The sequence below is a fragment of the Actinomadura roseirufa genome, assembly GCF_900659635.1.
GTDB classification, from domain to species: Bacteria; Actinomycetota; Actinomycetes; order Streptosporangiales; family Streptosporangiaceae; genus Spirillospora; species Spirillospora roseirufa.
Genome location: NZ_CAACVB010000003.1, coordinates 31,495 through 58,018 on the forward strand (window position 1 = coordinate 31,495; position 26,524 = coordinate 58,018).

General features: G+C 72.1%; 27 protein-coding genes. 11 read left to right on the plus strand and 16 right to left on the minus strand.

Features of this window, described 5'->3' with window-relative positions; translation table 11 throughout:
* Positions 1-206 precede the first annotated feature (206 nt).
* Positions 207-893 (minus strand): TetR/AcrR family transcriptional regulator, encoded by a 687-nt coding sequence (locus E1291_RS01135; RefSeq protein ID WP_207400488.1) that lies wholly within the window; start codon positions 891-893, stop codon positions 207-209.
* Between the two features lie 158 nt (positions 894-1,051).
* Between E1291_RS01135 and E1291_RS01140 the strand changes: the two genes are divergently transcribed.
* Positions 1,052-1,915 (plus strand): NmrA family NAD(P)-binding protein, encoded by an 864-nt coding sequence (locus tag E1291_RS01140; protein ID WP_131735619.1) that lies wholly within the window; start codon positions 1,052-1,054, stop codon positions 1,913-1,915.
* A gap of 13 nt (positions 1,916-1,928) precedes the next feature.
* Here the strand turns inward: E1291_RS01140 and E1291_RS01145 are convergent, their stop codons facing one another.
* Positions 1,929-2,900: a GlxA family transcriptional regulator gene (locus tag E1291_RS01145; RefSeq protein ID WP_131735620.1), complete on the minus strand. Its 972-nt coding sequence runs from the start codon at positions 2,898-2,900 to the stop codon at positions 1,929-1,931.
* Positions 2,901-2,972: 72 nt separating this feature from the next.
* On the opposite strand from E1291_RS01145, the gene E1291_RS01150 reads away from it, so the two are divergent.
* Both E1291_RS01150 and E1291_RS01155 read left to right on the plus strand, forming a co-directional pair.
* Positions 2,973-4,364 carry an MFS transporter gene (locus E1291_RS01150; RefSeq protein WP_207400489.1) on the plus strand — a complete coding sequence of 464 codons (1,392 nt, stop codon included), beginning with the start codon at positions 2,973-2,975 and terminating at the stop codon, positions 4,362-4,364.
* 47 nt (positions 4,365-4,411) lie between these two features.
* On the plus strand, positions 4,412-4,645 hold the full coding sequence (locus E1291_RS01155) for a hypothetical protein (protein WP_131735622.1): 234 nt from the start codon (positions 4,412-4,414) through the stop codon (positions 4,643-4,645).
* Here E1291_RS01155 and E1291_RS01160 read toward each other — a convergent pair.
* The 5 genes from E1291_RS01160 to E1291_RS01180 form a co-directional block, all read right to left on the minus strand.
* On the minus strand, positions 4,642-6,363 hold the full coding sequence (locus E1291_RS01160) for an SDR family oxidoreductase (protein WP_242613868.1): 1,722 nt from the start codon (positions 6,361-6,363) through the stop codon (positions 4,642-4,644). The genes E1291_RS01155 and E1291_RS01160 overlap by 4 nt on opposite strands.
* Before the next feature lie 69 nt (positions 6,364-6,432).
* On the minus strand, positions 6,433-6,972 hold the full coding sequence (locus E1291_RS01165; protein WP_165494908.1) for a GyrI-like domain-containing protein: 540 nt from the start codon (positions 6,970-6,972) through the stop codon (positions 6,433-6,435).
* A complete protein-coding gene (locus E1291_RS01170; RefSeq protein WP_131735625.1) occupies positions 6,969-7,727 on the minus strand; it encodes a MerR family transcriptional regulator in 759 nt (252 codons plus the stop codon). Before E1291_RS01170 ends, E1291_RS01165 begins: the two co-directional genes overlap by 4 nt.
* A 42-nt stretch (positions 7,728-7,769) precedes the next feature.
* Complete coding sequence (locus E1291_RS01175) at positions 7,770-8,864, minus strand: CapA family protein (protein ID WP_131735626.1); 1,095 nt, start codon at positions 8,862-8,864, stop codon at positions 7,770-7,772.
* Between the two features lie 122 nt (positions 8,865-8,986).
* Positions 8,987-10,045: a CapA family protein gene (locus E1291_RS01180; RefSeq protein ID WP_131735627.1), complete on the minus strand. Its 1,059-nt coding sequence runs from the start codon at positions 10,043-10,045 to the stop codon at positions 8,987-8,989.
* Positions 10,046-10,205: 160 nt separating this feature from the next.
* Here E1291_RS01180 and E1291_RS01185 point away from each other — a divergent pair, with 160 nt between their 5' ends.
* The 5 genes from E1291_RS01185 to E1291_RS01210 all read left to right on the plus strand — a co-directional run bounded on the left by E1291_RS01185 (position 10,206) and on the right by E1291_RS01210 (position 14,685).
* Positions 10,206-10,667 (plus strand): Fur family transcriptional regulator, encoded by a 462-nt coding sequence (locus tag E1291_RS01185; RefSeq protein WP_131735628.1) that lies wholly within the window; start codon positions 10,206-10,208, stop codon positions 10,665-10,667.
* Between the two features lie 47 nt (positions 10,668-10,714).
* Entirely contained in the window at positions 10,715-12,169 is a 1,455-nt protein-coding gene (locus tag E1291_RS01190; RefSeq protein ID WP_131735629.1) for a catalase, read from the plus strand.
* A gap of 454 nt (positions 12,170-12,623) precedes the next feature.
* The gene (locus E1291_RS01200; protein ID WP_242613869.1) at positions 12,624-13,211 is read left to right on the plus strand and encodes a DUF6879 family protein; all 588 of its coding nucleotides are present in this window, start codon (positions 12,624-12,626) and stop codon (positions 13,209-13,211) included.
* 12 nt (positions 13,212-13,223) lie between these two features.
* Complete coding sequence (locus E1291_RS01205; protein WP_131735630.1) at positions 13,224-14,084, plus strand: helix-turn-helix domain-containing protein; 861 nt, start codon at positions 13,224-13,226, stop codon at positions 14,082-14,084.
* Between the two features lie 241 nt (positions 14,085-14,325).
* Entirely contained in the window at positions 14,326-14,685 is a 360-nt protein-coding gene (locus tag E1291_RS01210; RefSeq protein ID WP_131735631.1) for a hypothetical protein, read from the plus strand.
* Between the two features lie 115 nt (positions 14,686-14,800).
* Here E1291_RS01210 and E1291_RS01215 read toward each other — a convergent pair whose 3' ends face one another.
* Both E1291_RS01215 and E1291_RS01220 read right to left on the minus strand, forming a co-directional pair.
* On the minus strand, positions 14,801-15,841 hold the full coding sequence (locus E1291_RS01215; RefSeq protein WP_131735632.1) for an SPFH domain-containing protein: 1,041 nt from the start codon (positions 15,839-15,841) through the stop codon (positions 14,801-14,803).
* Positions 15,838-16,293, minus strand: coding sequence for an NfeD family protein (locus E1291_RS01220; protein ID WP_131735633.1), 456 nt, complete (start codon positions 16,291-16,293; stop codon positions 15,838-15,840). The genes E1291_RS01215 and E1291_RS01220 overlap by 4 nt, the downstream gene beginning before the upstream one ends.
* A gap of 150 nt (positions 16,294-16,443) precedes the next feature.
* Between E1291_RS01220 and E1291_RS01225 the strand changes: the two genes are divergently transcribed.
* Positions 16,444-18,666: a molybdopterin-dependent oxidoreductase gene (locus tag E1291_RS01225; protein ID WP_131735634.1), complete on the plus strand. Its 2,223-nt coding sequence runs from the start codon at positions 16,444-16,446 to the stop codon at positions 18,664-18,666.
* A gap of 578 nt (positions 18,667-19,244) precedes the next feature.
* Positions 19,245-20,162: a Rieske (2Fe-2S) protein gene (locus tag E1291_RS01230; protein ID WP_131735635.1), complete on the plus strand. Its 918-nt coding sequence runs from the start codon at positions 19,245-19,247 to the stop codon at positions 20,160-20,162.
* 31 nt (positions 20,163-20,193) lie between these two features.
* On the opposite strand, the gene E1291_RS01235 is transcribed toward E1291_RS01230, so the two are convergent.
* From E1291_RS01235 to E1291_RS01245, 3 genes are all read right to left on the minus strand, one after another.
* Positions 20,194-20,442: a DUF8836 family protein gene (locus E1291_RS01235; protein WP_131735636.1), complete on the minus strand. Its 249-nt coding sequence runs from the start codon at positions 20,440-20,442 to the stop codon at positions 20,194-20,196.
* Between the two features lie 100 nt (positions 20,443-20,542).
* Entirely contained in the window at positions 20,543-21,313 is a 771-nt protein-coding gene (locus E1291_RS01240) for a sulfite exporter TauE/SafE family protein (RefSeq protein ID WP_131735637.1), read from the minus strand.
* 103 nt (positions 21,314-21,416) lie between these two features.
* Complete coding sequence (locus tag E1291_RS01245) at positions 21,417-22,205, minus strand: ABC transporter ATP-binding protein (protein WP_131735638.1); 789 nt, start codon at positions 22,203-22,205, stop codon at positions 21,417-21,419.
* A 146-nt stretch (positions 22,206-22,351) separates the two neighbouring features.
* Here E1291_RS01245 and E1291_RS01250 point away from each other — a divergent pair, with 146 nt between their 5' ends.
* On the plus strand, positions 22,352-23,137 hold the full coding sequence (locus tag E1291_RS01250; protein WP_370770919.1) for an Rv1486c family protein: 786 nt from the start codon (positions 22,352-22,354) through the stop codon (positions 23,135-23,137).
* 49 nt (positions 23,138-23,186) lie between these two features.
* On the opposite strand, the gene E1291_RS01255 is transcribed toward E1291_RS01250, so the two are convergent.
* The 4 genes from E1291_RS01255 to E1291_RS01270 form a co-directional block, all read right to left on the minus strand.
* Entirely contained in the window at positions 23,187-23,942 is a 756-nt protein-coding gene (locus E1291_RS01255) for an RDD family protein (RefSeq protein WP_131735639.1), read from the minus strand.
* A 90-nt stretch (positions 23,943-24,032) separates the two neighbouring features.
* Complete coding sequence (locus E1291_RS01260) at positions 24,033-24,473, minus strand: DUF2752 domain-containing protein (protein ID WP_131735640.1); 441 nt, start codon at positions 24,471-24,473, stop codon at positions 24,033-24,035.
* Positions 24,474-25,026: 553 nt separating this feature from the next.
* On the minus strand, positions 25,027-25,812 hold the full coding sequence (locus E1291_RS01265) for a PP2C family protein-serine/threonine phosphatase (RefSeq protein WP_131735641.1): 786 nt from the start codon (positions 25,810-25,812) through the stop codon (positions 25,027-25,029).
* 36 nt (positions 25,813-25,848) lie between these two features.
* Positions 25,849-26,517: a response regulator gene (locus tag E1291_RS01270; RefSeq protein ID WP_131735642.1), complete on the minus strand. Its 669-nt coding sequence runs from the start codon at positions 26,515-26,517 to the stop codon at positions 25,849-25,851.
* Between the last annotated feature and the right edge of the window lie 7 nt (positions 26,518-26,524).

The following is a 26,524-nucleotide window of genomic DNA, read 5'->3' on the forward strand; positions in this document are numbered from 1 at the left end:
CGTCCCATCTACGCTGCGACAACACCATAATGACGGTCACGGTCAGCCACCACCGAGCCGCCGGGCTCCGGCCACGCCTCACACCCCGTCACCGCCGGGCCGCCCAACATATCCCCGCCCCCACCGGCACCAGTCCAAGGCTCTGATCGGTGGAGTGAGCCTGCGGTAGTCCTGGGCACGCTCGTGTGTTCGTGGGCGGGGCCGGATCAGCGTTGCAGCCACTCGTCCAGGAGTGCGGCCTCGGCTTCGGTGAGGTTGGGCAGGTCTGGAAGGAGGCTGCGGAAGGACGCTATGACGGCCGCCGGGTCCTGGGCGGGGGCGGCGGGCTCGTCCGTGAGGACGGCGCGCGCGATCGCTTCGAAGGCGGCGTCGGCCAGGTGCGGGTCGCTTCGCTCCGGCGGCAGGGCCAGCAAAGTGTGGACGGTCCCGATGCCCGCCGAGTGGATGAGGTTGATGGCGCGTTCCTCGCTCACCCTGAGGCGTCCGGCGGCGGCGATCCGGTGCACGCGCTCGGCGAGGATCAGCAGGCCCTTGGCCTGTCCAGGGGTGTCGCGCGCGCGGGCGGGGTCGAGCAGCAGGCCGAAGACGTACGGGTTGGCCAGGCCGAAGCCGATCTGCAGGTTCCATCCGGCGCGGAGGTCTTCCACAGGGTCGTCCGAGGGCGCGGTGGTCAGCTTGTTCGCCAGGTGTCCGGCGAAGACATGCTCCGCGGTGGCGTCCAGCAGGTCGTCCTTGTCCTGGAAGAGACGGTAGAGAGCCGGCGGCTGAAGCCCGGCCTCGTGCGCGACGCGGCGCGTGGTCACGGCGGACGGCCCCTCTTCGCTCAGCAGACGGGCCGCCGCCTTCAAGATGCGCTCCCGGGTGACGTCCCGTCGCTGCGCGTTCGATGCCACGAGAACGATGATATCGCTGATACTGCCAACCGACCTGCCCGAAGCCACAGGCAGAAGCAGTTAGGGCCGTGGGTCGGCTCGCGCTCTGGATCCAATGGAAGTATCAGTGTTAACGTTTTCTTGTTCCGTTGGAGACACCACCAGACTGGAGCCGTCGGATGCTGATCGTCACGGGCGCCACCGGACATCTCGGGTCCCTGATCGTCAACAGCCTGCTGGAACGGGTGCCGCCCGGCAGGATCGCCGTGAGCGTGCGCGACGTGAGCAAGGCCGCCGGCCTCGCCGCGCGCGGCGTCCGGGTCCGCGCGGGAGACTTCACCCGGCCCGGCGATCTGAAGTACGCCTTCGAGGACGCCGAGCGCGTCCTGGTCGTCTCCGCGGCCATCCGAGGCGATGGCGCGCTGGCCGCCAACACCGCCGCCATCGACGCCGCGCGGGACGCGGGCGCCCGGCGCATCCTGTACACCAGCCACCAGGCCGCCTCCCCGATGTCGCTCTTCCCTCCGCAGAAGGTTCACGCGGCCACCGAGGAGCACCTCAGGCGGCAAGGAGTCCCGTACACCGCTCTTCGCAACGGCTTCTATGCATCCACCCTGGGCTACTACATCGGCGCGGCGGTGGAGACCGGCACGCTCGCCGTGCCGCGGGACGGCCTGGTGTCCTGGACGGCCCACGAGGACCTGGCGGAGGCCGCGGCCGCGGCCCTGACCGAGAACGACGTGCTCAGGGGGATCACGCCGCCGCTGACGGCCCCCCGCACGCTGGACTTCGCCGACGTCGCCGCGATCCTCGGCCGCGTCACCGGCCGGACCGTCACCCGGGTCGTCATGGACGACGACGAATGGGTGTCCGCGGCGGTCGCGGGCGGGATGCCCCGGGCCGCCGCGGAGTTCTCCTTGACGATGTTCGCCGCCTCGCGCAAGGGCGAGTTCACCGCCACCCACCCCGCCTTGGAGGCCAGCATCGGGCACCCCGCGAAGACCGTCCACGAAGTCTTGGAGGCCATCTTGCGCTCCCGGTGAACCCGGCCGTCCCCTATGCGCTGTGGTGGGTTCGGCGGTATTCGCTGGGGCTGACGCCCACTTCGCGGGCGAAGTGGGCGCGGAGGTTGGGGGCGCTGCCGAGGCCGCTCCGCTCCGCGACGAGGTCGATGGGCAGGTCGGTGGACTCCAGGAGCTCGCGGGCGCGGATCACGCGCTGGGCGAGGAGCCAGCGCAGCGGCGTGGTCCCGGTCTCGGAGTGGAAGCGGCGGATGAGGGTGCGCTCGGTCAGCCCGGCCTGAGCGGCGATCTCGGAGGTGGTCAGGGGACGGTCGAGCCGGGTCAGGGCCCACTGGAGAAGGGGACCGAGGCCGTCGTCGCGGCCGGGCGGCGGGAGGGGCGACTCGACGTACTGGGCCTGGCCGCCCGTGCGATGGGGCGGGACGATCATTTCGCGGGCGACGGCGTTCGCGGCGTCCGAGCCGAGGTCCTGGCGGATCAGGTGGAGGCAGAGGTCGATCCCGGCGGTGTTGCCCGCGCCGGTGAGCAGGTCGCCGTGGTCGATGTACAGGACGGCCGGGTCGATCTGGACGGCCGGGAAGCGTTCGGCGAAGAACGGGGCGTGCCGCCAGTGCAGGGCCGTGCGGCGGCCGTCCAGCAGGCCCGCGGCGGCGAGGACGAAGGCGCCCGAGCACAGCGAGACGACGCGGGCGCCGCGGGCGTGCGCGGCGCGGACGGCCTCGACGATCGCGGGGGACGGGTCGGACCGGATGTCGCCGCTGGCCGGGACGATGACGGTGTCGGCCGTCTCCAGCGCGTCGAGGCCGTGGGTCGTGGCCATCTGGAACGCGGCGGGCAGGTCGGTGTGGCTGGAGGAGCCGCGGAGGGCGGGCGGCCGTTCGGCGCAGAGCCGCACGTCGTACCAGGGGCCGGTGTAGGACGGCGGTGGCGTGCCGAAGATGTGGCAGGGGATCGCCAGCTCGAAGATCGGCGCGCCCTGGAGGGCCAGCACGGCGAGGGACCTCATGTCAGTAATCTAGCGGACAATGTCAATCCTGCCACTCGTGGGAGAGGGGACGGGCTCCGCAGGATGGAGCCCATGAGTGTCGATCACAAGCGGTGGCGCGTCCTCGCGGTGGCCTCGGCGGCCCAGTTCCTCGCCATCCTCGACCTGTTCGCGGTGAGCGTCGCGTTCCCCGCGATCGCGGGGTCGTTCCAGGACGCGGCGCTGCCACGGGTGTCATGGGTGCTCAACGCCTACACGATCGTGCTGGCCGCGCTGCTCGTCCCGGCGGGCCGGTTCGCCGACGACACCAGCCGCAAGAAGAGCTTCCTGGCCGGGATGGCGCTGTTCGGGCTGGCGTCGGTCGGCTGCGCGGCGGCGCCGACGCTGGGCACGCTGATCGCGGCGCGGGTCGTGCAGGCGGCGGCCGGGGCGGTGCTGATCCCGACGTCGCTCGGCCTGGCGCTGCCCGCGTTCCCGGCGCGCGAGCACCCGACCGTGATGGGCATCTGGACGGCCGTCGCGGCGTTCGGCGCCAGTTGCGGGCCGGTGCTCGGCGGGGTGTTGCTGCTCGCGGGCTGGCGGTGGATCTTCTTCATCAACGTGCCGGTCACGGCCCTCGCGATCGTCGCGGGACGGCGGCTGCTGCCGGACACGCCCCCGCGCCCCCGGCAGCGGCTCGACCTGGTCGGGTCGGGGCTGGTGCTCGCCGCGACGACCGCCCTCACCGCGGCGCTCGTCCAGGGGACGGAATGGGCCTACACGCCCTACGCCGCCGCGGCGTTCGTGGTGCTCGCGGTCCTGGCGGTGGTGCACATGAGGCGGCACCCGAACCCGGTCATCGGGTTCGACCTGTTCCGGCACAGGCTGTTCTCCGTCGCGGTGTCCGGGGTGTTCCTGTACTACCTGGTGTTCGCGGCGATGCTGCTGGCGTCCACCCTGTACCTCACCCAGGTGTGGGGATACAGCGTGGTCCGGGCCGGTCTCGGGATCGCGCCGATCCCCGCGATCTGCGTGCTGCTGTCCCCGTTCTCCGGACGGGTCGTGGCGCGCATCGGCGGGCGGGTCTCGGCCGTGCTCGGGGGCCTGACGCTCGCCGCCGGGTGCGGGTGGTGGATCGTCCTGGCGTCGTCCGAGCCGTCCTACCTGGTGATGTTCGTGCCGGGGGCGCTCCTCGCGGGGGCGAGCACGGCGCTGCTCCAGCCGCCGCTGTTCGGGTCCGCGACGTCGCTCCCGGCGGACCGGCTGTCGCTGGGCTCGGCGGTGCTGATGATGTCCCGGCAGATCAGCTCGGCGCTGGGCGTCGCCGTCCTCACCGCCGTGCTCGGCGACACCGCGGACCTGTCGGTCACCGACTTCCGGCACGGCTGGACGCTCATGGTCGCCGCGGCGCTGGCGTCCGCGCTGGCCGGCCTGCTGTTCCGGCCGGGCCGCGCGGCGCCGCCGGCGCCGGTCGCGGCGTTGGAGACGACCGGACGGGCGGCATAGACCTTGGTCGCTACCGGGGCCCTCCCGGGCGCGCGAACATCGACGTCATGAACGACCCGAAGTCCTACGACGGGCTGTCCAGCCTGGTGTTCTTCCTCGGCGCCTACGAGGGCGCGGTCCCGTTCCTCGCCAAATGGCTGGGCATGACGCCGCTGCTGTCGCTGCCGTCGCGGCTGCCGGGCCCCGCGTGGTGGATCGTCTCGGTGGCCGCGCTGGTGATCGCCTTCCTGCTGCTGTGGTGGATCGACGTGGCGAAGAAGCGCCGCTTCCCCACCTCCTAGCGCCGTTCGTCGAGGCGTTTCGCGAGACCGGTCAGGGAGCGGGCCGCCCGTCCGGCGCCCCGGGCGGAGAGGGCGGCGATCGTCGCCTCACGGCCGACCGCCGCCACCGGGACGTCCCGCCGGACGGCGCGCAGCACGGCCCGCGCGACCTTCTCCGGCGAGTCCCCGTACCGCTCCAGGCCGCGGGCGGCGACCTTGCGCATGCGGGCGGTCGAGTCCGCCGAGTGGCCGGCGAACCGCATCCGCTGGGAGATCGGCGTGTTGATCACGCCGGGGCAGATCGCGGTGACGCCGATGCCGTGCCGCTCCAGGTCGAGCCGCAGGCACTCGCTGAGGTGCAGGACGGCGGCCTTGGTGGCGCCGTAGGCGGGCGTGTCGACGCTCGGGACGAGAGCGGACATGGACGAGATGACGACGAGGTGGCCGCCCTCGCCGCGGTCGGCCATCTGCCGGCCGAACAGGCGGCAGCCGCGGTACACGCCGTCCACGTTCACCGACCGGAGGAGGGCCCAGTCCTCCTCGGACGTGTCCAGCAGCGAGCCCGCCATGGCCAGCCCGGCGTTGTTGACCACGATGTCCGGGACGCCGAACGAGTCGCGGACGTCGCGCGCGAACCGTTCCATGGCCTCGGCGTCGGACACGTCCACCTCGTAGGGGTGAGCCTCGCCGGGGAGTTCGGCGGCGGTGGCCGCGGCCGCGTCCCCGTCCAGGTCGGCGACGACGACGCGGGCGCCCTCGGCGGCGAACGCCCGCGCGGTGGCGCGGCCGATGCCGCTGCCCGCGCCGGTGACGACGACGAGCCGGCCGCCGAAGCCCCCGCCCGCCGCGCGGGCACGGGCCAGCTCGGTGCTCTCCGGCGCGCCCTCGATGTGGCCGGCGAACTCGGCGACCCAGCGGGCGACGAGGTCGGGGTGACTGCGCGCCACCCAGTGCCCGCCGGGCGCGCGCCGCACGTACAGGCGGGACGCGTGACCGCGCGCCGACAGCAGCAGCGGCTCCGAGCCGTACCGGTCCCGCACCGGGACGATCAGCTGGACGGGCACGTCCGTGCTCCCGTCGCCGCCCGGCAGGCCGCCGCGCCCGAGGTTGGCGCGGTACAGGCCGAGGCCGTTGCGGGCGTCCCGCGGCAGGGTGGGGGCCGGGTGACCGGGACGGGGCTCGGTGCCCTCGCGCCGCTTCAGACCGCGCGCGAACGTCACCGGCAACAGCCGCGCCACCAGCTCGCCCGCGCGCGGCGCCCGGAGCACCGGCATGTAGGCGCTGCGCAGCGCCTGGTCGAGGACGTCCACGACGCCGCTCGGCCCGGACCGCACGGACTCGCCGACCCACTGGGCCATGTGCCGCCGGTCCGGGCCGGAGATCGAGGTGAACGAGGCGATCCTGCCCCTGAGCCGGTCGCCGATGACGGCCTCCCAGCCCTGGACCGACCCCCAGTCGTGGCCCACCAGGTGGACGGGCCGGTCCGCGCCCGCGCCGTCGAGGACGGCCGCGAGGTCGCCGACGAGCGCGTCCAGCCGGTAGGCGAGCGGGTCGGCGGGGGCGGTGGAGGCGCCCGCGCCGCGCACGTCGTAGCTGAGGACGCGGAACCGCCCGGCGAGCCGCTCGGCCACCTCGTCCCACATGGCGCCCGTGTCGGGATAGCCGTGCACGAGGACGACCGTGGGATCGTTCCCCTCGCCGCGCTCCCGCACGGCCAGCTCGACACCGTCCGACGCCACCCGGAATTCCCGCAACCCGTTCACCCCGTCCGCTCGTAGGTCCTCTGGTCGAACCTACGCCCCGGGGCGCTACCGGACGGGCTGGCGGAGGATCGTCCGCATCTTCTCCGGGTCCTGCTCTCGGGGGTCGGACAGGTAGATCTCGTGGTGCAGTCCGCTCCGGACCAGGCCCTCCGCCTCGATCAGCGCGTCCATCCGGGCGAGGCTCGCGGGCTCGTCGGAGTAGGGGCCGCGATGCAGCATCTGCACACAGCTCCCATCGGCGAACGTCACCAGCTGGACGCGGGACGCGGCGGGGGCGGTGGTGCGCACGTCCTCGCGGGCGCGCCGCACGGCCGCCGCGTCCGTTCCGTCCGGGAGGCGGAGGAACAGGTGCCACCACCACTCCTCGCGCGGGACGTCGAAGGGCGGCCGCTCGTCCTCCACCCACCACTGTCCCTCCAGCGGCGCCATCGGCGCGCCGACGGCGCCCAGCACCGCGTACAGGGCTCCCACTGCCGTGCCGTAGGCGGCGCCGCCGGGCTCGCCGCGCCCGGTGATCGCCAGGCCCGTCACCGGCCCGAACTCGGCCAGCTCCGGCTCGTGCGCCGCGTCGTACCAGTTCTTCACTCGTCCTCCAGTCGGATCATCACCTGGGTCTTCAGGCGTTCGGGGGCGGTGGTGGCGGGGTCGTCGAGATAGACCTCGCGCACCGGGCCGCCGGGGACGTGGCCGTGGTCGCCGAACCACGCGAGCACGCCGTGCACCGTGAGCGGGATCTCCTCGTACGGGCCGGTATGGGTGGCCGCCGCGAACGCGCCGCCGGGCAGCAGGTCACCGCCGTCCGGGGCCTCCATCACCACGCGGACGTCGAACTCCTCGGCCATGTCCAGCGGGAACAGCCCGACCAGCGCGCCGGACGGAGCCCGGCCGGACAGCAGCCGCCGCACGCACGCCGACGTCGCCGCGGCGATCGTCGTGGGCGTCGCCGCCTCGCGCGCCGTCGCGACCCGGCGGGCCGGCTCGCGGACCACCGACACCGCCGCCTCCGGCAGCCCGCCCGCCAGCACGCGCTCCAGCAGCGCGAGGGCACGGCGGCGCCGGGCGATGTCGTCCTCGATCCGGTCCCGCGCGGCCCGCAGCGCCTCGGCGCCGCCGTCACCGGACAGCACCCGCGCCACCGCGGGCAGGGGCACCTCCAGCGTCCGCAGCAGGCCGATCGTCAGCGCGTCCCGGGCCTGCGCGGGCCGGTAGTACCGGTAGCCGGAGGCGGGGTCGGTCCACGCCGGGGCGAGCAGCCCCAGATCGTCATAGTGCCGCAGCTGCTTGACGCTCAGCCGGCACAGCCGCGCGAAGCGCCCGATGGGCAGGAGATCGTCGCTCACACCCCAAGCCTGGACTCTCCCACTGTGGAAGAGTCCAGCTCATCAGGGGCGCGCCTTCAAACCGGTGCAGGCGCGCAGGCCGTTCCAGCGCGTGACCTCCGCCGCCGCGGCGGCGCCCGTCAGGGGGATCGGGATGCCGCCGGAGATACGGGCGGGCTTCCATTTCGCGGCGGTGACCTTGGCGCCCTGCACGCGCAGGAGCAGCACCCCGGAGTTGGCCGTCTGGCCCGACGCGGACGAGAACACGAAGTTGCCCATGCCGTAGTGCACGTACTTGCCGTCCATGAAGCCGCCGCCCAGCGGGACGTGCGCGTGGCCGCCGACCACGATGTCCGCCCCCGCCGCGGTGAGCTGCCTGGCCAGCTCCTGCTGGCGCGGCAGCGGGCACGCGTTGAGCTCCTGCCCCCAGTGCAGGTGGACGATCACGACGTCCGCGCCCTTGCGCGCGTCCTTCACCGCCTGGACCATCCGGGGGATGTTCTTGGCGGAGGCGAGGCCGCCCTTGGTGTCGGTCGCCGTCCACGCCTCGATCAGGTTGTCGTCCAGCACCTGCGTGGCGCCGACGACCGCGACGCGGTTGCCCTTCACGGTGAAGCGCCGCGCGCGGTACGCCTCGTCGGCGTTGCGGCCGATCCCGACGACGGGGAACCCCGTCCGCTTGATCGCGGCGAGGGAGTCGCGGAGCCCGCCCTCCATGTAGTCCATGCCGTGGTTGTTGGCCATGGACGTGACGTCGACCCCGGCGGCCTTCAGCGCCGTGAACGCCGTCGCGGGGGCGCGGAACGTGAACTCCTTGCCCGGCGCCCTCGTCCCGCCGGTGGTGATCGCGGTCTCCAGGTTGACCATCGCGAGGTCGGCGGCGCGGAGCGTCGTGGCGACCGGGCCGAGCGCCGTCTTCGGGGAGGCGAGGCGCGAGCGCAGCGATCCCTCGAAGTGGGTGTCGCCGCCGAACGCGATCGTGAACGCCCGCTGGGCGACCGGCGCGGCCTCCCGGCCGCCGCCCTTGGCGGGGGCGGACGGCGGCGCCGGCGGCGGCGTCCCCTTGGCCCCGGATCCGCCCGAGCCACCGCCGCACGCGGCCGCCACCAGCGCCGCGACCCCCGTCACGGCCGCCAGGGCCCTCGTGTTCCCCCGCATCGGGCCTCCCCTGATCGGTTCGGCCCCAGCATCCCACGCCCCCGTCGCGGCCCGGCCGGACGGCTCCACCCGGGAGGTTTCACCGCACGGTGCGGGCGATGATTCACGTGAAACCGGCCGGATCAGGCCACATCCGCGCAGCGGCGCAGGGCCTGCCACTGCGTGCGGGCCTGCTCGGCGGCCGTCCCGGTGAGCGGCCGCGGGACGCCACCGGAGATCTCCGCGGGCGCCCAGTCCGCCCGCGTGACCCGCCTGCTCTTGGCGTTCGGGTCGAACGCCAGGGTGAGGACGCCGCTCTGGGCCGTCCGCCCGCTGGCGTTGTAGAAGACGAAGTTGCCGAGGCCGTAGTGCACGTACGCGCCGCTCTTGGCGTAGCCGCCCGCCAGCAGGACGTGCGCGTGGCTGCCGACGATCGCGTCCGCCCCGGCACCCGCGAGCTGGGCGGCGAGCTCCCGCTGAACGGGGGTGGCGCACGAGTTGAGCTCCTGCCCCCAGTGCAGGTCGACGATCACCACGTCGGAGTCCTCGCGGGCGTCCTTCACCGCCTGGACCAGGCGCGGGACGTTCTTGGCGGAGGCCAGCCCGGCCTTGGCGTCGGTCGCCGTCCACGCCTCGACCAGGTTGTCGTCCAGCACCTGCGTGGCACCGATGATCGCGACCTTGGCGCCCTTGACGGTGACGCGGTGCGGCCGGAACGCCTCACCGGAGTTGCGGCCGATGCCGACGACGGGGAACCCGGCCTGCCGGGCGGCGGCGAGCGAGTCCTGAAGGCCGGTCTCGCCGTAGTCCATGCCGTGGTTGTTGGCCATCGTCGCCACGTCCACCCCGGCGGACTTCAGCGCGCGGAAGGCCGTCGGCGGCGCCCGGAACGTGAACTGCTTGGCGGCCGGGGTACCGCCCGCGGTGACGGCGGTCTCCAGGTTGACCATCGCGAGGTCCGCGCGCCGCAGCTGATCCGCGACCGGGCCGAGCGCGGTGCCGGGGGACGTGTCGAGCCGCGTGCGCAGCTCCCCCTCGAAATGGACGTCGCCGCCGAACGCGATCGTGAACGGCTTGCCCGCCGCCTTCTCCTGGCCGGTGGCCGACGACAGCGCCCCGCAGCCCCCCGCCGTGAGGGCCACGGCGAGGGCGAGCCCTCCCATCAGGGCGGACGCCCGTCCCGTCCCGCGTGCGACTGCCATGGCGGCCTCCCCTTTCGACATCCTTCGCAAGGCTTGGACACCGGTGATCATGGGGAGGTTCAGGACATGGCCGCACGGGCACGGGGGACGCGGCACCACTCCTAAGACGTATGATTCGTTCTCTTGAATCATTCATGTTTGAGGGGATAGGTTGAGCCGCATGACCGCGTCCGGTAACCGGGGGACGACGACCGCCGCCGAGGAGCTCCGCGCCGCGGGCCTCCGGGTGACGGCGGCCCGCGTGGCGATCCTCGACACCGTCCGCGCCGGGGACCACCTCGGCGTCGACGCCATCGCCGAAGGCGCGCGCGAACGCGTGGGCCACGTCTCCCTCCAGGCCGTGTACGAGGCCCTGCACGCCATGACCGGGAAGGGCATCGTCCGCCGGATCGAGCCCGCCGGAAGCCCGGCCCGGTTCGAGGGACGGGTCGGAGACAACCACCACCACCTCGTCTGCCGCAGTTGCGGAGCGGTCGCGGACGTCGACTGCGCCGTGGGGAACAGCCCCTGCCTGGAACCGATCAGCGATGCCGGTTTCCTGGTCGACGAGGCGGACGTCACCTTCTGGGGCCTGTGCCCCGCCTGCCGCGAAGCCGCGCCGCCCCGGCAGACGGCCGGATGAGCCTTCGCGAATCAGCATCACCCACGGAGCAAGGAGGAACCGCGCACATGTCCGAGAGGCCCACCACCACGACGGACGCCGGCATCGCCGCGCCGAGCGACGAGCACTCGCAGTCGATCGGCCCGAACGGCCCGCTCCTGCTGCAGGACCACTACCTCATCCAGAAGATGGCGCACTTCAACCGCGAGCGCGTGCCCGAGCGGGTGGTGCACGCCAAGGGCGGCGGCGCCTTCGGCGTCCTGGAGATCACCGAGGACGTCAGCCAGTACACCAAGGCGGGCCTCTTCCAGCCCGGCGCCCGCACCGAGTCCCTCGTCCGCTTCAGCACGGTCGCGGGCGAGCTCGGCAGCGCCGACTCCGGCCGCGACCCGCGCGGATTCGCGATCAAGTTCTACACCGAGGACGGCAACTACGACCTCGTCGGCAACAACACGCCGGTCTTCTTCATCCGCGACCCGCAGAAGTTCTCGGACTTCATCCACTCGCAGAAGCGCCGCGCCGACAACCACCTGCGCGACAACAACATGCAGTGGGACTTCTGGACGCTGTCCCCCGAGTCGGCCCACCAGGTCTCGTTCCTGATGACCGACCGCGGTACCCCCTTCTCGTGGCGCCACATGAACGGGTACGGCTCGCACACGTTCCTCTGGTACAACGCCGCCGGCGAGAAGTTCTGGGTCAAGTACCACTTCAAGACCGACCAGGGCATCAAGAACCTCACCGGCGAGGAGGCCGACGCCCTCCTGGCCGTCGACGCGGACGTGCACCTGCGCGACCTCTACGAGACCATCAAGCGCGGCGAGCACCCGTCCTGGACCGTCCAGGTGCAGGTCATGCCGTTCGAGGACGCGGCGGACTACCGCTTCAACCCGTTCGACCTGACCAAGGTCTGGCCGCACGCCGACTACCCGCCGATCACCATCGGCACGTGGACGCTCAACCGCAACCCGGAGAACTACTTCGCCGAGATCGAGCAGGCGAGCTTCGAGCCCGCCAACCTCGTCCCCGGCATCGGCGCCTCGCCCGACAAGATGCTCCAGGGCCGCCTGTTCTCCTACCCCGACGCCCACCGCTACCGGATCGGCCCGAACTACCTGCAGCTTCCGGTCAACCGGCCGAAGAACGCCGTGCACTCCTACAACAAGGACGGCGCGATGGCCTTCGTCAACCCGCCGGACCCGGTGTACGCGCCGAACACTGTCGGCGGCCCCGCCGCCGACCCCGAGCTGTGGAAGGGCGACAGCTACGAGGTCGCGGGCGAGATCATCCGCAGCGCCTACACGCTGCACCGCGAGGACGACGACTTCGGCCAGCCGCGCGCCCTGTGGGAGAAGGTCCTGTCCGACACCGACCGCGACCACATGGTCTCCAACATCGTCGGCCACGCCTCCGCGGCCGAGGTGACCGCCGACACCAAGAAGCGCGTCGTGGAGTACTGGCGCAACGTCCAGAAGGACCTGGGCGACCGCGTGGCCAAGGGCCTGGGCGTCAACGGCGCCTGACAAACCCAGTCCCCACGCAAGCCCCCAGATTCGGCCCGGCCACTCTCCAGAGTGTTCCGGGCCGTTTCGCCTTTTACAGCCCCTTATGGCGACTTGCCGGTGACCGGGAAGACCGGATTGCGGGCCCGTCGAACGGCCTCTCTCCTTCGTGCTTCGGACCGCCTCTTGACGCGCTCTCTCGGACGGCGGAAGCTACCTGGAGACAACATCAGGCAACCAAACTCGCTGGGAGCCCGCATGGCATTAGATTTCGTGGGCGTTGATCCAGGAAACCCCGACGACGACTGTCCCGCCGTTTGGGTGGACGCCGAGACGGGTGACTTCTACTTCCAGGGCGAAACGGTTACCGACCCCGACACCCTGGCATGGGTCAACTCCGACAGTCGGCTCAAGGACACGGAGTCGGTCGTACGGCTTCCCGCCGCAATGGCGCAGATCATCATGGAGGCGGCCCGTGGGCGCTACGAGCGCGGCAAGCGGCGCTTCACAGCAGAGAACCATCCCCGCCCGGCTGAGGACGTACGGACGCGGCGAGAGCAAGCCGAGCTTCGCTGAACTGATCGGGGAATGCGCGTCCTCGGCGTTCCATCTGGAAATCCATGACTGGCACATCACTGACGACCCTCGATTCCTGGCATGGAAGGAAGGCCGCCGTCAACCCGAGGTGCCGGCGGGCAGGGCCTTCCAGGAAGCCGTACAGGACGCGGTGGCGCGAGGCGTGCAGGTTCACCGCGTCCGGCTGGTCTCCGAGCCCGTGAACGAGTACGTGCGATGGGAGCACAGCATCACGACCGAACACAATCTCGCCATCGGCGAAGCCGTTCGCTGGCTTCCTCGCGCATTCGCCTCTACGCTTACACTCCCTGGAAACCCGTTCTGGGTCTTTGACGGCCGACTTGTTCGCTTCTCCATCTTCGACGGAAATGGAAGCGTCGTCGGTCACCAGTTCAGCGAATCCCCAGAGGTGGCCTCGCTCTGCTCCGCTGCCTTCGAGGCGGCATGGGACCTCGCCACCGATCACGAGGACTACACGCTCGACTGATTCCGCAGACCAGTGCCGTCCTCTTCGTCCTCCAGCGCTCAGCAAGCCCGGCAGTCGCTGGCCGACCAACTTCGCGAGATCCGGCAAAGCGCGGGTCTGACCGCCAAGGATCTCGCGCAACGCGCGGGCTGGCATGGGAACTCCAAGGTGAGCAAGATCGAGCATGGCGCTCGGCCCGCCTCGGCCGAGGACGTCAGGATCTGGTGCAAAATCTGCGGCGTCTCCGAGCAGCGCACTAGTGAACTGCTTTTCGAACAGCGCTCAGTCGCCGGAATGTGGGTCACCTATCGGCGACTCAACCGCGCCGGCCTCAAACGGGCCCAACAATCGGTCAGGCCGATTTACGAGCGAACATCCTTCATTCGCGCTTATCAGTCGCGAACCTTCCCAGGGTTGATCCAGACCGCAGCCTTCACGACCACGACGCTGCGACAGGTACGTCTACGGCAAGGAGTCCACATCGATGATGTGGACGCTGCCGTCGCCGAGAGGATGGATCGTCAACGAGTCCTGAGAGAGGGCAACCGACGTTTCGCGTTCATCCTCGAAGAGGCCGTACTTCATTACCGCCTCACGGGACCGGCCGCCCACGCCGAGCAACTTGGGCATCTTCTCGAAGTGATGAAACTCGCAGCGGTGTCACTTGGAATCATCCCGCTGGATGCCGAACGCCTACGGGCGAGACCCGCTGAGGGCTTCGTCATCTTTGGCGATGAGCAGGTGTCGGTAGAGCTCATCTCCGGCTACCTGAAGCTCACCCAACCGAGCGAGGTCGAGGCCTACGCGCGGGAGTTCATCGGCCTGGCGGACGCAGCTGTGTCCGGCCAGGCCGCCCGAGCTCTCATCGCCAACGCCCTGGCTGCCCTCGCCTAGCCGGGGGCAATACTGGGCAACCTCATTGAGCCGGCCTACGCCAGGTCCGTAGCGTCGTGGTCATGAGTTTCGGTAGTCCGCGGCATGCCCGGGTTTTCGCTGGTCAGCCCGCCCGAACGGGGTGCCCGGCCGGCTCGCCGGCCTTGGCCATCGTCTCCGCCTGACGGACCCCACATCGCCCACGAAGCAGGTCCTCCCTGGGCGCGAGGCGGGACCTGCCCTCCTTCAGAGGAGGCCATCGATGGCCTTTCATTGCTACCTCTGGCTCGGTGACACCGCCACGGCCCAAGGCCCCAAGCGCGACCAGTTGTGCGGCGACCTCAGCATGGCGACGCCCCCGGTCCTGACGCGGGACTGGTTGAGGAAGCCGCAGAGCATGGTGCAGCAGAAGGCCGCCACCCCGGAAGCGGCGGTGAGCTGGCTGGAAAAGGTCTTCGACCAGCACGCGGCGAAGATGGCTCACTCGCAGGCCACGGGGATCAGCCGAGACGACCGGTTCGGGCAGGCTCTGGCGGACCTCAAGAGCGGTACCGATCTGTCGTGGGGCTTCCCGCTGGTGGGATCCAAGTATCTGGCCCTGGCCGTCATCGTCGTCGGCTGAGCCACTTCGCACCACCGCCGACCCGGCGAACCCTGGAAGACCGGACGAGCCGACCAGCGTCACGCCGGACCGCCTTTGTAGAGCCCCCGAGGGGCCGCCCTCCTTGGTGTCTTGGTCATCTGCTCCTTGGGGTGGGCCTGTCGGCATGGTCGCCGGGGGCTAGTTCGAAGGGTGGGGTCACTTCCGGTAGCTCCGGGGACTCGGCCTGGGCGGGGACCCCGGTCGGGAACGTGGAGGGGTTCGCCGCGCGGGTGAGTGCCGACGTGGCCTCGTCCAGGGAACCGCCGAACGCCTTCGAGACGGCCTGCAGCGCGGTCGTGACCTCGCTGGGGATGACCCAGAACGTGCTGCCCTCCCCCTCCGCGAGCTTCGGCAGCGTCTGCAGGTACTGGTAGGCGAGCAGCTTCGGGTCGGGATCGGCGGCGTGGACGGAGGCGAAGACCTGCTCGATCGCCGCCGACTGGCCCTCGGCCTCCAGGATCGCCGACCGCTTGGCGCCCTCCGCCCGCAGGATCGCCGACTGCTTCTCGCCCTCCGCCGTGAGGATCTTCGACTGCCGGGCGCCCTCGGCGGTCAGGATCGCGGCGCGCTTCTCCCGCTCGGCGCGCATCTGCTTCTCCATCGCGTCCTTGATCGACCCCGGCGGCTCGATCGCCTTGATCTCCACCCGGGTCACCCGGATGCCCCACCGGCCCGACGCGTCGTCCAGGACCCCGCGCAGCGCCGTGTTGATCCGGTCGCGGGACGTCAGCGTCGCCTCCAGGTCGAGGGTGCCGAGGACGTTGCGCAACGTCGTCGCGGTGAGCTGCTCGATCGCCTTGATGTAGTTGACGATCTCGTAGTCCGCCGCGCGCGGGTCGGTGACCTGGAAGAACAGCACGGTGTCGATGTGCACGACCACGTTGTCCTCGGTGATCACGGGCTGCGCCTTGAACGAGACGACCTGCTCGCGCAGGTCGATGAGGGACTTCACGCGGTCCACGAACGGGACCACGAAGCTGATCCCCGGCTCCAGCGTGCGGTGGTAGCGGCCGAGGCGCTCCACGTTGCGGGCCCGCGCCTGCGGCACGATCCACACCGCGCGCAGCACCGCGGTGGCCAGGACGACCGCCCCCGCGATCACGACCACGAGCGCGGCGATGGTGATATCGGTCATGGTGGCTCCTCATCCCGCCCGTCCGGGAACGGGTACAGCAGGGCCGTGGCGCCCTCGATGGCGAGGACGTCGGCGAGGACCCCCGGCGGAATGACCAGGTCGGGGTCGTAGGGACGCGCCGTCCACTCCTCGCCGCCGATCCTGGCGCGGCCGCCCGCGCGGCTGACCTCGGTGAGCGTCACGGCCTCGCGGCCGACCAGCGCGGCGGCGCCGGTCCGCAGCGCGGGCGGCCGCGCGAACTGGCGGCGCGCCAGCGGGCGCACCACGACCAGCCCGGCGACCGCCCAGGCCGCGAACACCGCGCCCTGGACGCCGAGCGGCATCCCCAGCGCGCCGGTCAGACCGGCGGCCAGCGCCGCGACGGCCAGCAGCCCGAGCGCCAGGGTCAGCGTGAGAAGTTCGGCGATCCCGAGCAGCGCCGCCAGCAGCAGCCAGGCGACCCACGCCTCCATGACAGCTCCCTGAGGCGGCCGAAAGTCCTCTTTCCCAAGGTAACTCCGGAAAGGGAATCCGGGCCATGCCCGTCCTTTAAAGAAGGAATGGCGCGGGGGGGTAGGAACGGGCCATCATGGGAAACGGTCCCGTTCACAAGGAGCGTCTCCATGGGCGAGCGCACGGCCTACCGCACCTGTCCCCTCTGCGAGGCCCTGTGCGGCCTGGAGCTGACCTTGAACCGGGCGGGGGCGGTCACGGCGGTCCGCGGTGATCGCGAAGACCCGCTCAGCCAGGGGTTCCTCTGTCCCAAGGGCGCGGCGCTCGGCAGCCTCGACGGCGACCCCGACCGGCTCCGCGAGCCCCTCGTCCGGGACGGCGCCGAGCGCGCCCCGGCGGGCTGGGAAAGCGCATTCGAGATCGTCCGGCGGAACATCGGCGATGTGATCGCGCGATACGGCAAGGACGCGGTCGCGGTTTATGTCGGCAATCTCACCGCCCATTCGATCGCGGGACCGCTCTACACGGGCGCCATCGTGAAGGCGATCGGCACCCGCAACCTCTACACCGCCAGCACCGCCGACCAGATGCCCAAGCGCGTCAGCGGCGGCCACATGTTCGGCGACCCGCTCGCCGTCCCCGTCCCCGACCTCGACCGCACCGGACACCTCCTCATGCTCGGCGCCGACCCGCTGGCGTCCAACGGGAGCCTCTGCTCCGCCCCCGACTTCCGCAGGCGCCTCAAGGCCATCCAGGCGCGCGGCGGCAAGGTCACGGTCGTGGACCCCCGCCGGACCCGCACGGCCGCCCTCGCCGACGAGCACGTGTTCGTCCGCCCCGGCACGGACGCGTTCCTGCTCATCGCGCTCGTCCACACGCTGTTCGCCGAGGACCTCCTCACCACCGCCGACCACCTCGCCGGCCGCGTCAACGGCCTGGACGACCTGCGCGCCCTCGCCGTCGACTTCGCGCCCGAACGCGTCACGGACGTCACCGGCGTCCCCGCCGCGACGATCCGGCGCACCGCCCGCGAACTGGCCGCCGCCCCCCGCGCCGCCGTCTACGGCCGCGTCGGCACCTGCACCCAGGCGTACGGCACGCTCAACAGCTGGCTCGTGGACGTCCTCAACACGCTCACCGGCAACCTCGACCGCGCGGGCGGCGCCATGTTCCCGCGCCCCGCGCACGCCCCGGTGTACCGCCGCAAACGGCCCTTCACCACCGGACGGTGGCGCAGCCGCGTCCGCGGCCTCCCCGAGATCAACGGCGAGCTGCCGGTGGCCACCCTCGCCGACGAGATCGAGACGCCCGGGGAGGGGCAGATCCGCGGGCTCGTCACCCTCGGCGGCAACCCCGTCCTGTCGGCCCCCAACGGCGCCCGCCTCGACCGCGCCCTCGCCGGGCTCGACTTCATGGTGAGCGTCGACCCGTACCTGAACGAGACCACCCGGCACGCCCACGTCGTCCTGCCACCGCCGCGGCCCGTGCAGACACCCCACTACGACATCGCCCTGCTCGGCTTCGCCGTCCGCGACTACGCCCGCTACTCACCGGCCGCCGTGCCGCTACCCGGCGGCCGGCCCAGCGAGACCGCGCTACTCGCCCGGCTCGCCGCGCTCGCCGCCGGGACGGACGCCGACCCCGCCGCGCTCGACGAGGCGATCATCACCGCGACGCTGGCCCGCGCCGTCGCGCACGACGGGTCGCCCGTGCACGGCCGCGAACCCGACGAGCTGCGCAAGATGCTCGACCCGGGTCCCCTGGCCGAACAGCGGCTCGACATGATGCTGAGGCTCGGCCCCTACGGCGACGGCTTCGGCGCCGACCCGTCCGGCCTCACCCTCACCCGGCTGCGCACCGAGCACCCCCACGGCCTCGACCTCGGCCCCCTCAAACCGCGCCTGGACGAGGTGCTGTGCACCACGTCCGGCCGCATCGAGCTATGCCCGCCCACCTTCGCCGCCGACGTCGACCGGCTCCATTCGGCGCTGCGCGACGCCCCGCCCACCGGCCTCGTCCTGATCGGCCGCCGCCACCCGCGCTCGGACAACGGCCGGACGCACACCACCCCCGAACCGGCGCGCGGCTCCGGTACCTGCACGCTCCAGCTCAACCCCGCCGACGCCGACCGCCTCGGCATCACCGCGGGCGCCACCGTCCGCGTCGTGTCCCGCACCGGAGCCGTCGAGGCCGTCGCCGAGCCCACCGACACGCTCATGGCGGGCGTCGTCAGCCTCCCCCACGGCTGGGGCCACGACCGCCCCGGCGCCGCCTCACACCACCCCGTCCTCAGCGCCGTCACCGACGACCACGCGATCGATCCCCTCTCCGGCAACGCCGTCCTCAACGGAGTTCCTGTACTCATTCAATCTCGGCCCACTGCGCTCGCCTAACGGCTCGCTTCGTGACCGATCTTGGTGCGAGCGCGAATCGCTTCGCGATCTTCCCGGCGGGGCTCGCCTCCGGCATCGCCCCGCCGCTCAGGTAGCGCGCTCGCGTGATGGCTCAGGTCGCCACTTCACATGCCACTCCACACGATCTTGGCCCCGGCTATGCCTCACTTCTGCTGGGCACGCGCTCGTGTGCACGCCGTGGTCGCTCTTTACGTCTACCCCGCGCGGCTTCGCATCCAGGTTCGCCCCTGCTGGGGACGTCACGTTCTCGGTGTGGGGCGGGACGTGGCGGGGCGGTCGTGTGGTGGGTGGGTGGGCGGGGGTGTCTCGGCTTGGTGGCTCGGGGTCTGGGCGGGGGTTGGTTTAGGGGGTCAGACCTGCAGGTAGGTATTCCTCGCCGTGGGCACGGGCCGCCGCCGCGCGCGACGCCCCGGGGATCGCGGGGCCGCAGGAGGGCCCTCCCCCGGGTGGCCGCCGGAGGACGCGGCGGCTAGGGTCGCAGGTACGCCCAATTACGGCCGTCTCTAACTGAACCGGACGCAACGATCTGAACCGGAGGCACGCACCCGAGGAGGGACATGAACCGACGGGCGAGCAACATCTTCCGGCGGACCGGGCCGCAGGCCTCACAGCGGCTGGTGGACGCGACCGAGGGCCTTGAGCACGCCAGCGGGCTCGACCGCGTGATCGGCGTGCTCTCGGGCGCCGTGCGAAGGACGCTGCGGCCCGGGCCCGTCAAGGACGCGCTGCACGGCGTCCCGGCCGGGCACCCCGCGCACCCGCCGCTCACCGACGTCCCGATGGGCTGCTGGATCTCCGCCGCCGTCCTCGACCTGATGCCCGGCACCCGGCGCGCCTCGCAGGCCCTCGTGGCCGTGGGCCTGGCGGGGGCCGTGCCGGCGGCGCTCACCGGCCTAGCCGACTGGTCGGCGCTCCACCGCGAACAGCAGCGGGTCGGCCTCGTCCACGCGGCGGGCACCGCCACCGCGAGCGTGCTGTACTCGGCGTCGCTCGTGGCCCGCTCCCAGGGCCGCGACGGCGCGGGACGGGCGTTCGGATTCGCCGGGCTCACCGCGCTCATGGCCGGCGGCTACCTGGGCGGGCACCTGGCGTTCCGGCAGGCCGCCGGCGCCAGCCACGCCGACCAGGTCGCGCACCTCGTCGGCCTCGGCTGGCACGACCTGTGCCCCGCCGACGACCTGCCGGACGGCTGGCCGGTGCACCGCCGCCTCGGCTACATCAGCCTGTTCGTGCTGCGCTCGGGCGACGAGATCCACGTCCTCGCCGACCGGTGCAGCCACCTCGCCGGCCCGCTGCACCAGGGCCGCATCGTCACCGACGACGCCGCCGAGGCGTGCGTCGTCTGCCCCTGGCACGGCAGCACGTTCCGGGTCAGGGACGGCTCGGTCGTGCACGGGCCCGCCACCGGCCGCCAGCCCGTGTTCGAGTCCCGCGTGACCGACGAGGGGCTCGTCCAGGTCCGGCCGCTGGGCTGACCGAGGTTTCGGTCACCGACCCCGGTTTCGGTCAGGTCGGCCCGGTGTCGTCGGCGTGCGGCTCGTCGGCGATGGGGTACTCGACGAGCGCCAGCACCCGGCTCGCCATGAACCGGGCCGTCCGGACGGGACTGCCCGTCCGGGTGACCTCGCTGACCTCCACCACCCCGCGCCGGTTCGCCACCTCCACGCGGCGCCCGGCCCGGCTCGCGACGACCTCGTACGTCCGCGATCCCTCGCCCCCGGCGTCGATCACGATCTCGACCCTGTCGCCCTTCATCGGCGCGAACCTCCGATAGTCGAACGTATATTCGACTTATACCCCGCGGCGAGGTCGGCGAACCCTGTGCGGGGCCGCCGCGGAACCCGGAAAGTGCTGGTCAGCGCAGCAGGTTGACGATCGCGACGAGCCCCACGGCGACGATCACGCAGCGCAGCACCAGCGGCGGGATGCGCCGCCCCGCCCGCGCGCCGAGCAGCCCGCCGACCGTCGACCCGGCGGCGATCAGCAGCACCGCCCCCCAGTCGATGCGCGTGTCCGCGACGATCGACATCGTGATGAACAGGACGGCCGCCGACCCGTTCACGATCGCCGACAGGACGTTCTTGGCCGCGTTCAACCGCTGCAGGTCGTCGTCCAGCGCGATGCCGAGCAGCGCGATCAGCACGATGCCCTGCGCCGCGCCGAAGTAGCCGCCGTACATGCCCGCGAGCAGGACCCCGGCCCACAGCCAGGGGCCGCCGTGCGGGCGGTGCTCGCCCTCCCGGCGGCGCAGCATCCAGCTCTGCAACCGGGGCTGGAGCACCACCAGGACCAGCGCGACCACGATCAGCGCCGGGACGATGACCTTGAACGCCCCGGCCGGCAGGCCGAGCAGCAGCAGCCCGCCGATCACCGCGCCGGCCAGCGACGCGCTGCCGAGCCGCAGCAGCCGCTCGCGCTGCCCCTTCAGCTCGTTGCGGTACCCGTACGCGCCGGTCACCCCGCCGGGGACGAGCCCGATGTTGTTCGACACGTTCGCCACGACCGGCACGTATCCGAGGGCCAGCAGCGTCGGGAACGTGATCAAGGAGCCCGAGCCGACGATCGTGTTGATGCCCCCGGCGGCGACTCCGGCCGCGAACACCGCGACCGCGTCCCACACGTCCAAGTCCGCCCCATCCGCGCGCTACGAGTTCTGAACAGCGCTCACGATGGTAGAGACCGGGCGGTACGAAACCCCGCGCGGGGGTGCCCGGAACGTCCGAAAGGGGTCAGCGGGCGGCGCGGGCGTACCACCGGCCGTTCTGCCGGTCGACCTCCAGCGGCAACCCGAAACACGACGTCAGATGCTCACCGGTGAACACCTCGTCCACCTTGCCCTGCGCGACGACCTCGCCCTTGCGCAGCAGCAGCGCGTGGGTGAAGCCGTCCGGGACCTCCTCCACGTGGTGCGTCACCATCACCATCGTGGGCGCGCCGGGGTCGTCGGCGAGCGCGCCGAGCCGGGCCACCAGGTCCTCACGGCCGCCGAGGTCGAGGCCCGCGGCCGGCTCGTCCAGCAGCAGCAGCTCCGGGTCGGGCATCAGCGCGCGGGCGATCTGCACCCGCTTGCGCTCCCCCTCCGACAGCGTGCCGAAGGTGCGGCGCAGCAGGTCGGCGCAGCCCAGCGCGTCCAGCAGCTCGACCGCCCGGGTCACGTCGGTGGAGTCGTACTCCTCCTGCCAGCGCCCGAGGATCGCGTACGAGCCCGTCAGGACCAGGTCGATGACCTTCTCGCCCTCCGGGACCTTCTGCGCCAGCGCCGAGCTCGCCAGGCCGATGCGCGGCCTCAGCTCGAACACGTCGGTGCGGCCGATCTCCTCCTCCAGCACCTCGACCGAACCCTCGGTCGGATGCAGCAGCGTCGCGGCGATCTGGAGCAGCGTCGTCTTGCCCGCCCCGTTCGGGCCGACGATCACCCATCGCTCGTCCTCGTCCACGGTCCACGTGACGTCGCGCAGGAGGGTGGCCCCCTCGCGCCTGACCCCGACTCCGCGGAGCTGAAGTACCTCGCCGGCCATAGCGCGCCTTCGTCCCCAATCCCGCAATCCAGGTGGTGCGTTCTCCAGAAGAGAACCTATGTGATTCCCGCGCCGCGTGGCCCCCCGGCCTCCCATCGGATCGCCGCCCGATGGCGCCGGCGACGGGAGCGCTTATGGTGGATCGCATGCCCACTAGGGGATTTGCTGGGGACGAGATGAGCAAGGACGTGGCGACCGCGCTGGTCGCCTGGGGGAACGCGTGGCTGACCGGGCACGTCGGCCTGGACGAGGCCGTCGACGCCGTCGAGAAGTCCGCGGGGCCGCAGATCCTCGGCGGCGCGCCCGTCGAGGTGCCGCTCCGCCGCGGCCTCGGTGACCTGCGGGTCGGCGGCATGACCGGGTTCCGGCTGGCCCTGCCCGAGGCGGGCGACCCCCTCGGGCTGACCGGCCCGCCGGACTTCAACCGCGCCGCCATCGAGGCGGGCGCCGGCGTCGTCGCCGTCCTCGGGAACCGCGCCACCGGCCTGGTCCCCGCCGAGGACCGGCGCGGCTCGTCCTACGTCGGCGTGCGCTGGGCGGTCTGGAACGCCTCCGCCGGGCTGCCGGACGTGCCGTCGCTCGCCGACGCCGACCGGCAGCTCACCCTGGCGATGCGCGAGGCCACCGAGGCGCTGCTGACCGTGGACGACGTGTCGGGCCCGCCGCCGGAGATCGCCGGCGCGCTGGTCGACCTGCGCGATCCCGACCGCGGCGACCACCCGCTCGCCCCGGGCTACCCGCAACGGGCGCACCGCGTCGCGGCCCTCGCCGGACGGCTGTCCCTCGTCGTGGACCTTGCCCGGAGGATGGATGATCGTGGCCTGACCGCGGATCAGATGTTTCGCCGTGGTGAGGCGCTGCGTCTGCTGGACCGTGCCGTCCGGCGGGCCCTGGTCGCGGCCTGCAACAGCGCGTTCGATCCCGTCCCATGACAAAGCGGGGCGCCCCCGAGGGGACACCCCGCCTCAAGCCGCCGCCCGGTCAGGCCCGGACGACGAGGGTGTTGCAGATCTTGTCGGCGAACGTCTGCTTGCGCTCGTCGAACAGGGGCCAGAAGAAGCCGACGTAGCAGGCGAAGCTGTCGGCGAAGTGGGCCAGCCGCCGCACGAACGCGCCACCGAACCCGAGCACCTGTCCCGTCTGTGCGCTCACCACCCGGATCCCCATCTGGCGCTTGCCGATGGTCTGGCCCGTGGTGCCCTCCTGGTAGATAAGCCAGAGGAAACCACCGACGTAGAGCACGAGGGCGACCAGCAGGAACAGCAGCCCGAGGACGGCCGCGCCGCCGCCGCCGCTCATGAGCAGGGTGGCGATGAAGTAGAGCACGCCCGCCGGCACGCCGACGATCAGGCCGTCGATGATGGTGGCACCCGCACGCGACCCCCACTCGGCCAGCTGGCCGGTCGAGCCGTAGTGGTGGTGGTGCACTTCCTGGTAGCCGGGCTGCCCGGCGGGGGCGGGCTGCTGCCCGTAGCCCGGCTGCGCGGGGGGCTGCTGCCCGTACCCGGGCTGCGCCGGGGGCTGACCGTAACCCGGCTGCGCGGGAGGCTGCTGCCCGTACCCGGGCTGCGCCGGGGGCTGACCGTAACCCGGGTGCGCCGGGGGCTGCTGCCCGTAGCCTGGCTGCTGCGCAGGAGGCTGACCATAGCCGGGCTGAGCGGGGGGCTGCTGCCCGTACCCGGGTTGCTGCTGCCCGTAGCCCGGCTGCTGGTTGTACGGGTCGTAGGGGTTACCCACACTTGCTCCTTATTGGTTGACCCTTTGGTTATGTGACGCCCGCCGGACCCGGAGGGCTCCGCAGATCTGACCGACGCAGGGACTTGCGGCTCAGACCCGCAGAACACCGAACCGGAAGAGCTGCCACAGCTCCGACCCCACCAGGGCGGTACCGAGCACCCAGGCACGGGACTTCGGCTGGAGTGCCCACCACCGTCCTCCCGGCCCCAGTGGCGCGACGGCGAAGCCGATCACACCGGCGACGACCACCGGGTTCGCCAGCACCGCGCGGACCGGATGGCCCGAGCCGCACTCGATGAACACGGTGGTCCCCCCGCACAGGGGACACGGGACGCCGGTGAGCGTCCGGAAGGGGCAGAGCACGCCGGGGTCGCCGGCACGGTGGACGCATGCCACGCCGACGGCCGCCACGGCCATCGCCGCGGCCCGCAGCATCAGGCCCGCGGGGCCGTGCCGCGCCGCGGTGAGGGTCCGGCTGACGACCCGGCCCAGCGCACCTTCCGATGCGCCGGGGGCCGCCGCCCCGGGCATTCCCCCCAACGAATCCTCCGCCTCGATCCCATTTGATGCAGAGTGACCCGTATACGGGTGCACCCGGAGGTAGGTCAAGTCCGATCAACCGTTCGCGGCCGGACCGTTACCCAGAGCGTGAGCGAGACCACCTCGTGGGTAAGAGTAGGACAAACCACCACTACACGAGCACAGTTTCCTCTTCAATCACCACAGACCCCACACTCACTCGTGGTCCATCACGTACCTGGCGATCGGCCTGGAAGCGGGCGCGGTGAGCGGGAGAGGCGCTGGAGATGTGGGCTGGTCGCGCGGCACGGGCGCGGGAATTCACGCGCTGCGGCTGGGGCCTGGCGGGGGGCGCACAGCGGGGGGCGCGGCACAGCGGGGAGACGCGCAGCGGGGCACGGCGCGGGCACGACGGTGGGCGCTGCGCCCGGTGACCCGGTGCGGGAGGAACCGCGCGAACCGGGACTATGCGGGCCGGTTGCGTGCGCGCGGCAGTGCGGGCGGTCGTGCGACCTGACCCGGCGCCGGGGCGGGGTGGAAGCCGCCGGTGGGGTGGGCCGGGACGTCAGGACTGGCCGGCGGCGCCCACGGTGCGGGGCGGGTCGGACTCGGTGAGGTGCTCGGCCTCGACGACGTCGGCGACGACCGCGGTGATGTTGTCCGGGCCGCCGTTGTCGCGGGCCAGCTCGATCAGCCGGTCGACGGCGCGCTGCGGTTCGGCCTCCGCGGACAGCACCTCGTAGATCTTCTGGGCGTCGACCGGCCCACTGAGACCGTCCGAGCACAGGAGGTAACGGTCGCCGAGCCGGGCCTCGCGCAGGCGCAGGTCGGGTTCTCGGTCGTCCCGGCCGTCCAGGACCCGGTACAGGACGTGCGAGAGGCGCGACGTCTCGGCCGGGTCGGCGGTCTGGCCCGCCTGCTCGGCCTCCGCCTTGAGCAGCTCGTCCATGGTGTGGTCCTGGGTCATCTGGAAGAGCTCGCCGTCGCGCAGCAGATAACCGCGCGAGTCGCCGATGTGGGCGAGCGCGACGGACTGCCCGGACCACAGCATCGCGGTGAGCGTCGTGCCCATGCGGCTCAGGTCGGGGCGCTCCTCGCGGACGATGCGCAACTTCTCGTTGGCCTCGGCCACCGCGCGGCCCAGGATCTCGACAAGGTCGTCACTGGGGGCACCGGTGTCCAGCGAGCGCAGCGAGCCGATGACGGTCGAGCTCGCGACCTCGCCGCCGGCATAGCCGCCCATGCCGTCCGCGACCGCGATCAACCGCGCACCGGCGTAGCCCGAGTCCTCGTTGTTCTCTCGGTTGCACCCGATGTCACTGCCTGCTGCGTACCTGATTGCTACGTTCATACCAATTTCGATGACGATCCTGTCAGAGGAGCGGATTCAATCACGGACGGCCTCCCCGTTGGTCCCGACACCATGCCGGACCGCGTAGAGGGCCGCCTGTGTCCGATCCTGGACTCCCAGTTTCATGAGCAGATTACTGACGTGCGTCTTGACCGTCTTCTCGGAGACGACGAGCGCGCGGGCGATCTCCCGGTTCGACCGTCCCCGCGCGATGTGCACGAGCACCTCCCGTTCCCGTTCGGTCAGCGCGGCCAGGCCGCGGTCGTCGGCGGACGCCGGCTCCGCCCGCACCATCGCCTCGGCCGCGTCGGGCGCGAACAGGACGTGCCCGTCGTGGACGGCTCGGATCGCCTGGACGAGGGCCTGCGGGTCGACGTCCTTGTAGAGGTACCCGGCGGCACCCGCCTGTACTGCCGGGAGCACGTGCGCGCGTTCCGTGACGCTGGTGAGTATCAGGACGCGCGCCGCGACCCCGCGTGCCCGCAGCTCCGTCAGCGCGGCCAAGCCGTCGGCGCCCGGCATCTTGAGGTCCATCAGCACGATATCGGGCTTCAGGGATTCGGCCAGCGTCACGGCCGACGTGCCGTCGGCGGCCTCGCCGACGACGTCGATGTCGTCCTGGATGCCGAGGAACGTGCGCAGGCCCTGCCGCACGACGGGGTGGTCGTCGGCGATCAGGACCCGGATGGGGTCGCGGGTGGTCATCGGCGCC

Bases quoted from the DNA above. Each gene is read 5' to 3' on its own strand.
- E1291_RS01215 (WP_131735632.1), bottom strand. From the start codon at position 15,841: ATGACCGATATCACCATCGCCGCGCTCGTGGTCGTGATCGCGGGGGCG.
- E1291_RS01145 (WP_131735620.1), bottom strand. From the start codon at position 2,900: ATGAGGTCCCTCGCCGTGCTGGCCCTCCAGGGCGCGCCGATCTTCGAG.
- E1291_RS01270 (WP_131735642.1), bottom strand. From the start codon at position 26,517: ATGACCACCCGCGACCCCATCCGGGTCCTGATCGCCGACGACCACCCC.
- E1291_RS01260 (WP_131735640.1), bottom strand. From the start codon at position 24,473: ATGCCCGGGGCGGCGGCCCCCGGCGCATCGGAAGGTGCGCTGGGCCGG.
- E1291_RS01210 (WP_131735631.1), top strand. From the start codon at position 14,326: ATGGCCTTTCATTGCTACCTCTGGCTCGGTGACACCGCCACGGCCCAA.
- E1291_RS01245 (WP_131735638.1), bottom strand. From the start codon at position 22,205: ATGGCCGGCGAGGTACTTCAGCTCCGCGGAGTCGGGGTCAGGCGCGAG.
- E1291_RS01220 (WP_131735633.1), bottom strand. From the start codon at position 16,293: ATGGAGGCGTGGGTCGCCTGGCTGCTGCTGGCGGCGCTGCTCGGGATC.
- E1291_RS01140 (WP_131735619.1), top strand. From the start codon at position 1,052: ATGCTGATCGTCACGGGCGCCACCGGACATCTCGGGTCCCTGATCGTC.
- E1291_RS01230 (WP_131735635.1), top strand. From the start codon at position 19,245: ATGAACCGACGGGCGAGCAACATCTTCCGGCGGACCGGGCCGCAGGCC.
- E1291_RS01265 (WP_131735641.1), bottom strand. From the start codon at position 25,812: ATGAACGTAGCAATCAGGTACGCAGCAGGCAGTGACATCGGGTGCAAC.
- E1291_RS01235 (WP_131735636.1), bottom strand. From the start codon at position 20,442: ATGAAGGGCGACAGGGTCGAGATCGTGATCGACGCCGGGGGCGAGGGA.
- E1291_RS01150 (WP_207400489.1), top strand. From the start codon at position 2,973: ATGAGTGTCGATCACAAGCGGTGGCGCGTCCTCGCGGTGGCCTCGGCG.
- E1291_RS01250 (WP_370770919.1), top strand. From the start codon at position 22,352: ATGCCCACTAGGGGATTTGCTGGGGACGAGATGAGCAAGGACGTGGCG.
- E1291_RS01175 (WP_131735626.1), bottom strand. From the start codon at position 8,864: ATGCGGGGGAACACGAGGGCCCTGGCGGCCGTGACGGGGGTCGCGGCG.
- E1291_RS01180 (WP_131735627.1), bottom strand. From the start codon at position 10,045: ATGGCAGTCGCACGCGGGACGGGACGGGCGTCCGCCCTGATGGGAGGG.
- E1291_RS01190 (WP_131735629.1), top strand. From the start codon at position 10,715: ATGTCCGAGAGGCCCACCACCACGACGGACGCCGGCATCGCCGCGCCG.
- E1291_RS01225 (WP_131735634.1), top strand. From the start codon at position 16,444: ATGGGCGAGCGCACGGCCTACCGCACCTGTCCCCTCTGCGAGGCCCTG.
- E1291_RS01185 (WP_131735628.1), top strand. From the start codon at position 10,206: ATGACCGCGTCCGGTAACCGGGGGACGACGACCGCCGCCGAGGAGCTC.
- E1291_RS01155 (WP_131735622.1), top strand. From the start codon at position 4,412: ATGAACGACCCGAAGTCCTACGACGGGCTGTCCAGCCTGGTGTTCTTC.